The 13060-nt window shown below is 49.6% G+C and carries 12 protein-coding genes; 11 read left to right on the top strand and 1 reads right to left on the bottom strand.

Going from position 1 to position 13060, the window contains the following annotated elements; translation table 11 throughout:
- The first annotated feature begins 9 nt into the window (after nt 1–9).
- The 5 genes from O4H47_RS09050 (at nt 10) to O4H47_RS09070 (ending at nt 4166) form a co-directional block, all read left to right on the top strand.
- Entirely contained in the window at nt 10–807 is a 798-nt protein-coding gene (locus tag O4H47_RS09050; protein ID WP_419719608.1) for a carbohydrate ABC transporter permease, read from the top strand.
- A complete protein-coding gene (locus O4H47_RS09055; protein WP_269393660.1) occupies nt 807–1085 on the top strand; it encodes a DUF2160 domain-containing protein in 279 nt (92 codons plus the stop codon). The genes O4H47_RS09050 and O4H47_RS09055 overlap by 1 nt, the downstream gene beginning before the upstream one ends.
- 10 nt (nt 1086–1095) lie before the next feature.
- Nucleotides 1096–2592, top strand: a complete 1497-nt coding sequence (gene glpK / locus O4H47_RS09060) for a glycerol kinase GlpK (RefSeq protein ID WP_269393661.1) — start codon at nt 1096–1098, stop codon at nt 2590–2592.
- Between the two features lie 88 nt (nt 2593–2680).
- On the top strand, nt 2681–3076 hold the full coding sequence (locus tag O4H47_RS09065; protein ID WP_269393662.1) for a BlaI/MecI/CopY family transcriptional regulator: 396 nt from the start codon (nt 2681–2683) through the stop codon (nt 3074–3076).
- The gene (locus tag O4H47_RS09070) at nt 3069–4166 is read left to right on the top strand and encodes a M56 family metallopeptidase (RefSeq protein WP_269393663.1); all 1098 of its coding nucleotides are present in this window, start codon (nt 3069–3071) and stop codon (nt 4164–4166) included. The genes O4H47_RS09065 and O4H47_RS09070 overlap by 8 nt, the downstream gene beginning before the upstream one ends.
- Here O4H47_RS09070 and O4H47_RS09075 read toward each other — a convergent pair.
- Nucleotides 4159–5043 (bottom strand): LysR family transcriptional regulator, encoded by an 885-nt coding sequence (locus O4H47_RS09075; RefSeq protein WP_269393664.1) that lies wholly within the window; start codon nt 5041–5043, stop codon nt 4159–4161. The genes O4H47_RS09070 and O4H47_RS09075 overlap by 8 nt on opposite strands.
- A gap of 229 nt (nt 5044–5272) precedes the next feature.
- Between O4H47_RS09075 and O4H47_RS09080 the strand changes: the two genes are divergently transcribed.
- The 6 genes from O4H47_RS09080 to O4H47_RS09105 all read left to right on the top strand — a co-directional run bounded on the left by O4H47_RS09080 (nt 5273) and on the right by O4H47_RS09105 (nt 12942).
- Nucleotides 5273–6613: an FAD-dependent oxidoreductase gene (locus O4H47_RS09080; protein WP_269393665.1), complete on the top strand. Its 1341-nt coding sequence runs from the start codon at nt 5273–5275 to the stop codon at nt 6611–6613.
- A gap of 64 nt (nt 6614–6677) precedes the next feature.
- Nucleotides 6678–7637, top strand: coding sequence for a TAXI family TRAP transporter solute-binding subunit (locus tag O4H47_RS09085; protein ID WP_269394372.1), 960 nt, complete (start codon nt 6678–6680; stop codon nt 7635–7637).
- Nucleotides 7638–7717: 80 nt separating this feature from the next.
- Nucleotides 7718–10348 carry a TRAP transporter permease gene (locus tag O4H47_RS09090; RefSeq protein WP_269393666.1) on the top strand — a complete coding sequence of 877 codons (2631 nt, stop codon included), beginning with the start codon at nt 7718–7720 and terminating at the stop codon, nt 10346–10348.
- Nucleotides 10349–10362: 14 nt separating this feature from the next.
- Nucleotides 10363–10794, top strand: coding sequence for a universal stress protein (locus tag O4H47_RS09095; RefSeq protein ID WP_269393667.1), 432 nt, complete (start codon nt 10363–10365; stop codon nt 10792–10794).
- Nucleotides 10795–10819: 25 nt separating this feature from the next.
- The gene (locus O4H47_RS09100) at nt 10820–12166 is read left to right on the top strand and encodes an aspartate aminotransferase family protein (RefSeq protein ID WP_269393668.1); all 1347 of its coding nucleotides are present in this window, start codon (nt 10820–10822) and stop codon (nt 12164–12166) included.
- A complete protein-coding gene (locus O4H47_RS09105) occupies nt 12166–12942 on the top strand; it encodes a 3-keto-5-aminohexanoate cleavage protein (RefSeq protein WP_269394373.1) in 777 nt (258 codons plus the stop codon). Before O4H47_RS09100 ends, O4H47_RS09105 begins: the two co-directional genes overlap by 1 nt.
- The last annotated feature ends 118 nt before the right edge of the window (nt 12943–13060 follow it).

A 13060-nucleotide genomic window follows, 5' to 3' on the forward strand; every position in this document is an offset into this window, starting at 1 on the left:
AGCGAATTGATGCAAAAACGATCACTTGTAACCATCGCTTATATCTTGTTTTTGTTGCTGCCCATTTATTGGCTGGTGGCGATGAGTTTTAAAACCACAAACGAGATTTTGTCTGGGTTCTCACTTTTTCCCGAAACATTCACGTTGGCGAACTACGCGGTGATTTTCACCGATCCAACGTGGTACATGGGTTATGTCAACTCGATTATCTATGTGACGTTGAATACGATAATTTCGATTGCTGTTGCATTGCCTGCCGCCTACGCGTTCTCGCGCTATCGGTTTTTGGGTGATAAGCAATTGTTCTTCTGGTTGTTGACCAACCGGATGGCCCCGGCGGCGGTATTTGCCCTGCCATTCTTTCAACTCTATTCCTCTGTTGGATTGTTTGACACCCACTTAGCAGTGGCGCTTGCGCACTGTTTGTTCAACATCCCATTGGCGGTTTGGATTTTGGAAGGCTTTATGGGAGGAATCCCCAAAGAGTTGGATGAGACCGCTTATGTTGATGGATATTCGTTCCCACGGTTCTTCGTCACCATTTTCATTCCATCGATCAAAGCCGGCGTCGGGGTTGCTGCATTTTTCTGCTTCATGTTCTCCTGGGTTGAATTGCTTTTGGGCAAAACGCTAACCGCCGTTGCCGCAAAACCAATCGCTGCAACTATGACCAAAACCGCATCAAACGCGGGCTATGAACTTGGATTGTTGGCGGCCGCTGGTACGCTGACAATCATTCCAGGGGCCATCGTGATCTATTTCGTGCGCAACTATATCGCGAAGGGTTTCGCGATGGGGAGAGTATAATGCTGAGTTGGATGGCATGGACGTGGCCGACGGCGTTGGTGTTTGTTGGTATTTTTTCCGCAATGGGTGTGTTGACGGTTCTTGAAATCCGCAAACCGGGTGGCGATGAACGTAAAGGCGCGCTGGGACTTGTGACGACGCGAGGCGATAGATTATTCCTAACGCTTTTGGGTAGCGCATGTATTTTTCTCGCTTGGTTGGGGATTTTTGGCACTCCCCTATGGATACCGTTGGGAATAGCGATATGCTGGGGCACATTTTGTTTTTGGAAAGCGTGAGCAGATCTAAATGACGGCAAACTATATTCTGGCAATTGATCAGGGCACAACATCAAGTCGGGCGATTGTTTTTGATGATCAACTTAACCCGCTAGCGACTGGGCAAGAGGAGTTTCCGCAAATATTCCCCCAGTCGGGTTGGGTGGAACATGACCCAGAAGAGATTTGGTCAACCACTGTCGCCATGTGCCATCTCGCCATAGAAAAACAGAACCTTTCGCCGCGAGATATCGCGGCGATTGGCGTTACCAATCAACGCGAAACCACCATCGTGTGGGATAAGAAAACCGGCAAGCCTGTTTACAATGCCATCGTTTGGCAAGACCGGCGTACGGCGGATTACTGCCAGTCATTGCGTGATGCGGGCCATGAAGAAATGGTGCGCCAAAAAACGGGTCTTTTATTGGACCCATATTTTTCGGCCACAAAAGTACACTGGATTTTGCAATACGTTGAAGGTGCGCGCGAGCGGGTCGAAAACGGCGAACTGCTATTCGGAACCGTGGATAGCTACTTGATATGGCGTTTAACTGGTGGGACGGTACACGCCACGGACGCAACAAACGCAGCCCGCACCATGCTTTATAACATCATGGACGGGTGTTGGGATAAAGACCTCTTGGCACTGTTTGGCATTCCAGAAAGCATGATGCCTGAGGTTAAAGACTGCTCTGATGATTTTGGCGTTACGCGGGATGATCTTTTCGGGGGTGTCGGCATTCCCATTCGTGGGGTGGCGGGTGACCAGCAGGCGGCAACAGTTGGTCAGGCTTGTTTTAAACCGGGGATGGCAAAATCAACTTATGGTACGGGCTGTTTTGTTCTGCTCAACACGGGCGAAAAGCCTGTGTTGTCAAACAATCGGCTTTTGACGACCATTGCCTATCAATTGGATGGCAAGCCGACTTACGCGCTGGAAGGCTCGATTTTTATCGCTGGTGCTGTTGTGCAATGGCTTCGCGATGGATTGAAAATGATCCGAAGTGCTGCAGAAACGGGTCCATTGGCAGAAGCGGCTGATCAAACCGAAAATGTTTATTTTGTGCCCGCATTCACTGGGCTTGGCGCACCCTACTGGGACGCTGAATGCCGGGGTGCGATATTTGGACTTACTCGAAACACTGGCCCCGAAGAAATTGCAAAGGCGGCATTGGAAAGCGTTGGTTTTCAGACCCGCGATTTAATTGAAGCGATGAGCGAGGATTGGGGGGCGAAAGAGCAAACCGTGTTGCGGATTGATGGCGGCATGGCGAAAAGTGCCTATGCGATGCAGGCCTTGTCCAATCAATTGCAAGCACCGGTGGATCGTCCGGTTGTGACAGAAACAACGGCTTTGGGTGCTGCATATCTAGCGGGGCTAAGCGTTGGGCTTTGTGGTGCGCCCGAAGAGTTCGCTGAACAATGGTCGCTAGAGCATCAGTTTCAGCCGAATGTTGATAAAAAACTGGCGGATGAGAAGTATGCTGGCTGGCAGTTGGCGGTTAAGCGTTTGCTTTTTCAGGGATAAATCCTGACTAAACACATGTTGCTTGCCAAGGGGCGCGCATATGTACTAAGTTTTTAGATGATAAATTTGTAACAATGAAAAGTGAACGATGGCCCGCAAGCACGACCCAGATTTTTTGACCAGTGTTGAACTTGAATTCATGAATGGCCTTTGGGCTGTCGGATCAGGAACCGTGCGCGAAATTATGGCCAATATGGATGCGGAAGTTGACCGTGCCTACACGTCTGGTGCCACGGTAATGCGGATCTTGGAACAAAAAGGATTTGTTGCCAGCGACAAGAAAGATCGCGCGCTGGTTTACACGCCTGTGCTTTCAAAAAATGAATATCAGGGCCGCTCTATTCGCCAGATGTCAAAATCGCTTTTTGATGGTGCACCTGGTGCATTGGTTGCGCGGTTGGTTGACGATGAAATGCTCACCGATGAGATGATTGAGCAAATCCGTTCTTTGCTGGATGACAAGCAAGAGAAGAGCAATGGTTAGTGCGTTGGTAAACTATTATATCGATGTAAACATTGCGCTATTGGCGACCTTTGGCGTTTGGATCACGGTGCGATTTGGGCTATCGCGCATTGGTTATCGGTTTTCTTTTCAATCAGAACAAAATCTAATTATTGCCTTTATCGGGTTGGCTGTTTTGGCCCCAGTTCTCGTCCGCGTTGGGTCTGGCCTATTGCCTGCCCATGCAAATGTCACGGATTTGTTGGTTTCGTGGTATTTGGGCGGTGGTGTTGATATGAGCGCGCGACAATTCCAGAGCCTCATTGGTGCGAAAGGCGCAGCGGTTGATGAACTGATCCATCGCGACAGTTGGGTTACGCTTCTGGGCTTGGGCCTTGGTGCCGCAGCCTTTGGCTTTTTTGTTGCCAGGTTAGGGGCGAATGCCGTTTCGCTTCACAGTATTCTTAACAATAGCTTCCCCCTTAAGAAACTTGGCCGGGTTCAAGTTGTTGCATCAGACCGTGTGGAGGTACCGTTTACGACCCGAGGTTGGCGTTCGTTTTATGTTGTGATGCCGGTTGCAATGATTGGCGATGCTTGGAAAATGCGCATTGCGATTGCCCATGAAATGCAACACATTCGGCATGGTGATGTGACTTGGGAATATGTTTGGAGCCTTGTGCATCCACTCATGTTTTGGAATCCCGCTTTTTCTATGTTCCGCAAAAGGTTGAATGTGCTGCGGGAATTGCTTTGTGACGCTGCGCTGTTGTCGCGGCAAACCTTTAACAAGCGTCGCTATTGCGAAACGCTTTTGAGCGTAGCCAAAAATATGGCTCAAACCAAAGCTCGCAATAATGCGTTGGCAGTGCCCTTTGTGGAACCAAAACGGCATTTGGCGCGTCGTGGGCAATCGAGTTTGGAATATCGGATACTCTACGCCCTTGAATTGCCAAGCGCGCGCAAAAGCTTGCGTTTTGGCCATATTGGTCTGATGTTGACCATGAGTTTGGCGGCGATGCTGATTTTGCTGTTGTTGCAACAACCCAGCGAATGGAGCCACGACCGCATCATGCTTTCAACAATTGCAAATCTTGAGCACTTAGAAAGCCTCAACAGTTCTTCTAAATAATCTGTAGTGCGGTGCGTGTCAGCATTTCCTTGAATGCGTACAACAAGGATGATTTGTCGCTGTTAGGTAAAAAACTGACAGACACATCATATCCGGGCATGTTTTTGGTCTCTGTAATTTCGATGTCTGCCGCTGCATTGGCGCGGGCAGAAAAAATGTCAACTATTGTAATTCCCATGCCAACTTTCACCAATGAAATCGCTGTGTGATAGGTTTCGGTGGCCAACTGAGGGCTGGCGCGCAGACTTGCGTTGTCTTTCGCCATGTCGAGTAATTTGCCCAATGGCCCGCTGTCCGCAATCGAAATAAAGTCTTCTTTGGTCACCAAGGAGATATCTGGCGTGCGCTTCACGTCTGCACGGCCGCGCTGGCTAACAACAACAAATCGCCCTCTACCAATTTTATGGGTGCGCATCCCCGGTATGTCGCCACCATAAAAGGACAATGCAATGTCGATATCTTTGCGCATCAACGCTTCGCGCATCGCATCATAACGCATGACGTTTGCTGTAATGGCGATGTGAGGGAATGCTTGGCGCAGGGCAGCTAAGGCGAAAGGCAAAAGCTGGAACGAAAGTGCGGGCACGACGCCAATCTTTATGGTGAGGCCAATACCTTCATTGATATTTTCGCAAATCTGGCTCACCCGGTCGACCTGCTGCATCAGCGTTTCGGTGTGCGCGAATAGCAGTTTTGCTTCATGGCTAGGTACAATTCGTTTGCCTTGGCGGTGAAACAGCTGGAAGCCCAGTTGATCTTCTGCGTGCCGCAGGGCTGTGCTCACGGCGGGTTGCGAAATATTGAGTACTTTCGCCGCGCCGCTGATGGAGCCTTCAACCATGATTGTGTGAAAAATTTCGATGTGTCTTAAGCGCATTTGATGGGCTCCAAGTTTCAGGTTTATTATAACCTGAGATTATAAGAAGCCAATGTATTATTATTTACCTTTTGAAAAGGAATTGCTTAATCTGGCAAGACTGAGGCTGGATGGTGCGAGTGTTGTCGATGTATCTTGGGTTGCTTACTGAAGGTGTTGACCAGAACCGATTTGAAAGGTGTTTCGCGCATCCTTTGTCATTTGGCGCGCGGCCTTTGGGCACGCTGCAATGACGCTATTTCAAACTCAATCGCATTCGCAAAAACCAACTGTTGCAGTGCTGGGTGCCGGTATTGTTGGTGTTACCAGTGCTTTGGCTTTGGTCGAAAGTGGCTTTCATGTGGTGTTGGTTGATCAGCTCGACGACGTGAGCCAAGCGACAAGTAAAAGCAATGGTGCACAGCTGAGCTATGGCTATGCAGACGCGATGGCGGCGCCGGGATTAATTGCGATGGCAGGTCGAATTCTGCTTGGACAGGAAGCTGGGTTGAAGTTTCGCCTCAAACCGACGCCTCATAACTTATCTTGGCTAATTTCTTTCTTACGTGAGGGAACAGCAAATCGATTTATTGCCAATACAAGATCGAGTTTAGAGATTGCATTGCGCTCGAAAGCGCAAATGGATATTTGGCAAAATCGATATCATTTTGATTTTGATCATCAGGTTAGTGGCAAGCTGCAAATCTTGCCAGATCAGGCCTCGATCGAGGGACAAAAGCCGCTAATTGACCTCAAACGCACCATGGGTATTCGACAATCAGTTCTGACACCGGGTGAAGCTGTTGAGGTGGAGCCAGCGCTGGGTTGTTTTGGTGGGGAGATGGCGGGGGCTCTATACTCGCCGGATGAGGAGGTTGGAGACCCCCAACGTTTTGCAAGAGCGGCATTGGACCTTATTTTGACGGCCTCGCCGAACAATCGCTTTTTACGTTCGCATGAGGTGACGTCTGTCGATGTTCGTAATGGCGCCATACGTGCCCTAAAAACAAACAGGGGTGATATTGAAGCGGATGCGTTTGTTTTTGCTGCCGGTCAATGGAGCTCCAGATTTGCAAAACAATTGGGTATTCGTTTGTCAATAGTCCCTGTTGCGGGGTACAGCTTGACTTACCGTCTCGGCGCGAATGCCCCAAAGCACAGTGTTACAGATATTAAAGCGAAAGCTGTTCTTTGCCCGCTTGGCGACAAGCTTCGTATCGCTGGTTTGGCAGATATCGGGTACGATGCGGCCAGCGTTGCGCCTGCACGCATTGAACAACTCAGGTCGGTTTTGACTAAGCGATTTCCCGGTTTGGCCGCAATGGATGGCGATGGAGAACCGTGGGTCGGGCATCGGCCCGTTACACCAAATTCTCAGCCAATTGTGTCCAAAACGGCACTTTTAAATGGATTTGTAAACTGTGGTCACGGCACGTTGGGGTGGACAATGGCAGCGGCAACAGCTGTTGAATTGGCATCAAAAGTCTGTGCCCAGTTTGGAATGGCCGACAGCAGACAAGAAATTACGTCAGAAGTGAAACCAGCAAACAGCGCTAACCCTAGTGGTGCTGATTTGGTCGCTTCTGCGTAGCACGACATGCCAGATTGGCATGAACTAACCAAAAACGTCTAAAGGGAGAAACGACGTGAAGAAGATGATCATGAGTGCCGCACTTGGTGTGGCTATGGTTGCTGGATTGTCAGGTGCATCAATTGCACAGGAACAGCGCATTATTTCAATTGGTACGGGCGGTGTAACCGGCGTTTACTATCCAACAGGTGGTGCTATTTGCCGTCTGGTCAACAAGAACCGTGCGACACACAAAATCCGTTGTTCTGTGGAATCAACTGGCGGTTCAGTCTATAACATCAACACTATTCGTGCAGGCGAGTTGGAGTTTGGTGTTGCGCAGTCTGATTGGCAGTATCACGCTTACAATGGTACTTCAAAATTTGAAGAGCAGGGACCTTTCACGGACCTTCGCGCTGTATTCTCGGTTCACCCAGAACCATTTACCGTTGTTGCGCGTGCAGATGCTGGCATCAAAAACTTTGAAGATCTCAAAGGCAAACGCGTAAACATCGGTAACCCAGGTTCGGGCCAACGCGGTACTATGGATGTCGTGTTGGACGCATTGGGTTGGACAACAGGCGACTTTGCTTTGGCTTCAGAGCTGAAAGCATCTGAGCAAGCGCAAGCACTTTGCGATAATAAAATCGATGCAATGATCTACACAGTTGGTCACCCTTCTGGATCAATTTCAGAAGCCACAACATCATGTGACTCTGTGTTGGTGAACGTAACTGGAGAAGCGATCGACAAATTGATTGCGGACAATGCGTTCTACCGGACTGCAACAATCCCAGGTGGCATGTATCGCGGCAATCCTGACGATGTGACTACATTTGGCGTTGGCGCGACATTCGTGTCTTCAGCTGCAGTTGCAGACGACATTGTTTACGAAGTTGTAAAAGCGGTGTTTGACGACATTGATGGGTTCCGTGGTTTGCACCCTGCGTTTGCAAATCTTGACCCCAAGCAAATGGCAAAAGACGGCCTTTCAGCACCAATTCATGATGGTGCCGCCAAGTACTATTCTGAAAACGGCATGTAAGCTGTAATGTTGAGGCGGCACCATTGGTGCCGCCTTTCCCCATTTTGGGGGAATGTATTGGGGAATCATTGGAGGGGCACATGAGCGACGTCAACAATAAGAATGCGCCATTGAGCGACGAAGAATTGGAAGATTTGGTTGCTGCGACCGATAGCGGTGCGCGCAATCCGGCAGGACCGGTCGGAAAACTGATCGCGGGGATAGCTCTTTTTTGGGCCATTTTTCAACTTTGGATCGCTTCGCCTCTTCCCTATACCGCTATTGGGCGCGTTATTCCGGTGTTGAACGACACGCAAACCCGTTCCTTGCACTTGGCCATCGCCATCTTCTTGGCATTCATGGCTTATCCCGCCTTTAAGAACAGTTCGCGGACGCGCATCCCCATATATGATTGGGTATTGGGTTTAACTGGCGCCCTTTGCGCAGGTTTTGCCTTTTATGCTTATGAAACGTTAGCAAATACGGGCGCGCAAGGTCTGCCTGAAACATATCAATTGGTCATGGCAGGGGCCGGGATGTTGATTTTGCTTGAAGCTGCAAGACGCGCACTCGGGCCTGCACTGGCAGTCGTCGCACTGATCTTTCTTGTCTATGTGTTTTTTGGCTCCGAAAGCTTCATACCAGACGTGATCCGTTGGAAGGGCGCTAGCTTTTCCAAAGCCATGAGCCACATGTGGCTCACCACTGAAGGTGTGTTTGGCATCGCTTTGGGGGTGTCGGCCAGTTTTGTTTTCTTGTTTGTGTTGTTTGGCTCGCTTTTGGATAAGGCTGGAGCTGGCAATTACTTCATTCAAATCGCCTTTTCGCTGCTTGGTCACCTGCGCGGCGGCCCGGCAAAAGCAGCTGTTGTTGGTTCTGCGATGACCGGTTTGATCTCGGGTTCGTCGATCGCCAATGTGGTAACTACGGGCACATTCACTATTCCATTGATGAAGCGAGTTGGTTTTACGTCAGAGCAGGCCGGCTCGGTTGAAGTTGCGTCTTCGGTGAACGGTCAGATTATGCCGCCGGTAATGGGGGCTGCAGCGTTCTTGATGGTTGAATATATCGGCATTCCGTATGTTGATGTGATTAAGCACGCCTTCCTGCCGGCTGTAGTGTCCTACATAGCGCTTTTGTACATCGTGCATTTGGAAGCACTAAAGAAAGGCATGAAAGCACTGCCAAAACCCGTGCAGCAAACAAAGACTTTTATCCAACAATTGTTGTCGACCTTTATCGGGTTCGCCGTGTTTGGTGCGCTTTGCTTTGGCATTTACTACGGCATCGGCTGGATGCGAGATTTGTTCGGTGAAAGTGCCTCGATCATTTTGACTGTTTCCACGTTGGTCATTTATGTTGGAATGGTTGCCGTTGCTGCACGTGCACCTGATTTGGCCATAGATGATCCAAACTCTGAAATTGTGAAACTGCCCGCCTATGATGACGTAAAGGGAACTGGGCTTCACTACATCTTGCCTATCGTGGTCCTTGTTTGGTTCTTAATGATTGAGCGAAAATCACCCGGCCTGTCCGCTTTTTGGGCTGCTTCTTTGTTGATTGTGATTTTGCTGACCCAAAAGCCGCTAAAAGCCTTCTTCCGCAAAACAGGCAATTTTGCCGCTGAGTTTAAAGATGGCTTTGATGATTTGATCACTGGCATGATTGCTGGGTCGCGCAACATGATTGGTATTGGTGTGGCAACGGCTGCTGCCGGTATTATTGTTGGCACTGTAACCCTGACTGGGGTTGGCCAAGTGATGGCGGAATTGGTCGAATTCTTGTCCGGCGGCAATCTCATCATCATGTTGTTGTGCGTTGGTGTGATCAGCTTGATATTAGGCATGGGGCTGCCCACAACCGCGAACTATATCGTTGTGTCTTCGTTGATGGCGGGTGTCGTTGTGGAGCTCGGTGCGCAAAATGGCCTTATTGTGCCGTTGATTGCAGTGCACATGTTTGTATTCTACTTCGGGATAATGGCGGACGTTACGCCCCCGGTGGGGCTCGCGTCCTTTGCGGCGGCTGCCGTTTCGGGCGGGGATCCCATTCGCACTGGCTTTACAGCGTTTTTCTATAGCTTGCGCACAGTTGCACTGCCGTTCTTGTTTATTTTCAACACGGATTTGCTGTTGATTAACGTGGGTTGGATTGATGGCATAATTGTCTTCATTGTGGCGACTGTGGCGATGTTATTATTCGCAGCGGGAACGCAGGGCTATTTCTTTGCGAAGTCTCGCAAATGGGAATCTGCGTTGCTCATCCTTATCGCTTTCACCCTGTTCCGCCCTGGGTTCTTTTTGGACTATGTGCAACCGCCATATCAAAACGCAGCGCCAACACAGTTGGAAGAAGTTGTGGGCAAGGCACCAATTGGCAGCGATGTTAGAATTGTTGTTAGTGGGCCTGATTTTGATACGGGCGAAGCAAAAGATGTGACGGTTGTCTTGCCGGTTACGGTCGAAGGCGACGGTGCCGCGCGCTTGTCCGCTGTGGGATTGACACTGTTGCCCGAGGGCGAGGTTGTAAAGCTAGATGAGCCATTCCCTGGCACACCATATTTTGAAACTTTGGGCGAGTTTGATTTCTACATGGATCAGCCTGTGGAGATTAAATCTGTACAAACGGCTGCGGAACGTATGCCCAAACAGGTGTTTTACCTGCCGGCTCTATTGCTGCTGGGCTTTGTGATCATGTTGCAACGCCGTCGGCAAACTCAACCCGCATTTTAATAAGGAGAGCATTGATGTTTACATCTGTTTTGTTGCCAATCGATCTGAACCAAGAAAGCTCTTGGGATCGAGCTTTGCCAGCCGCCGAGCAAATTGCGCGAGACTATGGCGCCAAGCTCACCATTATGAGCGTGTTGCCCACTTTCGGCTTGCCCGCCGTTTCGCAATACTTCCCTGAGGGGTTCGAAAAGAAAGCCGAAGGCGCAGCAAGTGAAGCCTTAAAGAGTTTTGTGCGGGATAAATGCACAAACCCAGATCAGGTGAAACTGCATCTGGCGCACGGCACGATCTATGATGAGATTTTGCAGTACGCCGCAAAAATTCAATGCGATCTGATTGTTATGGGATCGCATCGACCTGAATTCAAAGACTATTTGCTTGGTCCTAACGCTGCTCGCGTTGTGCGGCATGCCAAGCAATCGGTTTTTGTTGTCAGACCAACATAAAAGAACGCATCAGCGGAACAAAAAAATGTGTGCAGATCATGTGTTTCCACGCCACTCCCGCGTGGACCCTCCTGTCGTCGTATCTGGCGATGGGCCTTGGCTCTTTGATGCCAACGGAAAGAAATACCTGGATGGATGTGGCGGTGCCGCCGTGTCTTGTTTGGGCCATTCGGCTAAGCCGGTTTTGGACGCGGTAAAACTGCAGCTTGATAAGATCGCTTACGCGCATACTTCGTTTTTTACTTCGGAACCTGCGGAGCGATTGGCCGACAAGCTGGTCGAATATGCGCCGGACAACATGGAGCGTGTGTATTTTGTTTCAGGTGGATCTGAGGCAACTGAAAGTGCGATCAAATTGGCGCGTCAGTATTTCCTCGAAATTGGCCAGCCGCAACGCAGACACATAATTGCGCGCAAACAAAGCTATCATGGCAATACGCTTGGTGCATTGTCTGCCGGTGGCAACATGTGGCGCAAAGCGCAATTTGAACCGCTTATGGTGCCTTCGATGGTGCATATTGATGCTTGCCATTATTGGCGGTTTGCTGAGCCAGGTGAAAGCGAATTTGATTATGGTCAACGGGTGGCGAACCAGCTTGAGGAAATGATTTTAAAGTTGGGCGAGGATAGTGTTGCAGCTTTCATCGCAGAGCCGATTGTTGGGGCAACAATGGGCGCTGTTTTGCCTGCCGAAGGCTATTACGATCGCATTCAAGAAATCTGCCACAAATATGGCGTGCTTTTGATCATGGATGAGGTGATGGTTGGATGTGGGCGCACAGGCACGTTTTTTGCTTCTGACCACTACAACATAAAGCCAGACATGATTTGTATTGCCAAAGGCATTGCTGCAGGAATCCAACCTTTGGCGGCCATGATCTGCTCTGGTGAGATTTACGCCGCCATTAAAGAGGGCAGTGGTTTCTTTCAACATGGACATACTTATTTGGCGCATCCCGCCGCTTGTGCTGCTGGTCTTGCCGTCATTGAGGAAATTGAAAGCAAACAGCTTCTTGTTCGCGTCAATGAGTTGGGAGCGAAGCTTGAAGCAGGTTTGCACAAAGCATTCGGACAACATCCGCATGTGGGAGATATTCGAGGTAAAGGGCTGTTCTGGGGACTTGAATTGGTGAAAGATCGCCAAACAAAAGTGCCATTTGAGCCAAGTTTAAATATAGCAGGGCGGGCCAAAAAGATTGCCTTTACTGAAGGATTGATGATCTATCCAATGGGGGGCACTATAGATGGCAAGAGCGGCGATCACATATTACTCGCTCCGCCATTCATTTATGAAGATGAGCACGTTCACTTGTTGATCGAGCGCCTGACGACGACACTTGAGCGCGTGTTTGAGGAGCAAGCAGCAGCTTGATGAAGAGACCTTACATTTTGGTTGCGCCCAATGGGGCTAGACGGAACAAGGACGATCATCCGCAATTGCCAATGACAATCGGTGAGATTGTTGAAACAGCAAAAAGCTGCTTTGAGGCAGGTGCAGATGGTATTCACGCACACGTGCGCGGCGCGCAAGGCCAGCATGTACTTGACGCTGGCCTTTATAAGGAGCTGATCGCGGAGCTAAATATCCATGTCCCACAGATGGATGTGCAAATCACAACGGAAGCTGTTGGGCTCTTTACGCCAACGCAGCAAATGGCAATTGTTCGTCAGGTTGAGCCGAAAATGGTCTCCATCGGGTTGAGCGAATTGTGTGCGCACGACGATAAATCTGAGCTTGCAGCTTTTTATCACGAGGTGATGGGGGCGGGAATTGAGGTGCAGCACATCTTGTATGACCCGGCTGAGCTGCAATATTTTGAACAGATGGTGGACCAAAAGGTAATCCCGTGCGAGGCGCCTTCTTTCTTGTTTGTGCTGGGACGATATACAGCAGGTCAATTGTCAAACCCGCAACATTTTGATCCTTTCTTTGGAGGTTTTCTCGAGTCTCCTTTCGCGCATACCGGGAAGTTTATGACGTGCGCATTTGGACCCCGTGAAACCACTTGCTTGTTGCATGCAGCTGAAAATGGCAGTGACTGCCGCGTTGGCTTTGAGAACAACTTGCAAATGGAAAACGGTGAGCTGGCGACAGATAATGCGGCGCGAGTCGCAGAGTTGGTCGAGCGGTTGGATAGATTGAAATAGTCTATAGAAGTGTAACTTGTTGATATATATCATTTAAATTTCCAAGCTCTCTCATGACAGGTTGGTGTCAGTTTTGCGTGGTGCCATGCAAAGTGAACCGGTTAACGGTTTCATGAGA

The organism is Maritalea porphyrae (genome assembly GCF_027213965.1).
GTDB lineage: Bacteria > Pseudomonadota > Alphaproteobacteria > Rhizobiales > Devosiaceae > Maritalea > Maritalea porphyrae_A.

What these genes read in the sequence shown, in the direction of transcription:
- O4H47_RS09065 (WP_269393662.1), top strand. Translation starts at nt 2,681, where the DNA reads ATGGCCCGCAAGCACGACCCAGATTTTTTGACCAGTGTTGAACTTGAA.
- glpK (WP_269393661.1), top strand. Translation starts at nt 1,096, where the DNA reads ATGACGGCAAACTATATTCTGGCAATTGATCAGGGCACAACATCAAGT.
- O4H47_RS09095 (WP_269393667.1), top strand. Translation starts at nt 10,363, where the DNA reads ATGTTTACATCTGTTTTGTTGCCAATCGATCTGAACCAAGAAAGCTCT.
- O4H47_RS09105 (WP_269394373.1), top strand. Translation starts at nt 12,166, where the DNA reads ATGAAGAGACCTTACATTTTGGTTGCGCCCAATGGGGCTAGACGGAAC.
- O4H47_RS09090 (WP_269393666.1), top strand. Translation starts at nt 7,718, where the DNA reads ATGAGCGACGTCAACAATAAGAATGCGCCATTGAGCGACGAAGAATTG.
- O4H47_RS09100 (WP_269393668.1), top strand. Translation starts at nt 10,820, where the DNA reads ATGTGTGCAGATCATGTGTTTCCACGCCACTCCCGCGTGGACCCTCCT.
- O4H47_RS09085 (WP_269394372.1), top strand. Translation starts at nt 6,678, where the DNA reads ATGATCATGAGTGCCGCACTTGGTGTGGCTATGGTTGCTGGATTGTCA.
- O4H47_RS09055 (WP_269393660.1), top strand. Translation starts at nt 807, where the DNA reads ATGCTGAGTTGGATGGCATGGACGTGGCCGACGGCGTTGGTGTTTGTT.
- O4H47_RS09070 (WP_269393663.1), top strand. Translation starts at nt 3,069, where the DNA reads ATGGTTAGTGCGTTGGTAAACTATTATATCGATGTAAACATTGCGCTA.
- O4H47_RS09080 (WP_269393665.1), top strand. Translation starts at nt 5,273, where the DNA reads ATGACGCTATTTCAAACTCAATCGCATTCGCAAAAACCAACTGTTGCA.
- O4H47_RS09075 (WP_269393664.1), bottom strand. Translation starts at nt 5,043, where the DNA reads ATGCGCTTAAGACACATCGAAATTTTTCACACAATCATGGTTGAAGGC.
- O4H47_RS09050 (WP_419719608.1), top strand. Translation starts at nt 10, where the DNA reads ATGCAAAAACGATCACTTGTAACCATCGCTTATATCTTGTTTTTGTTG.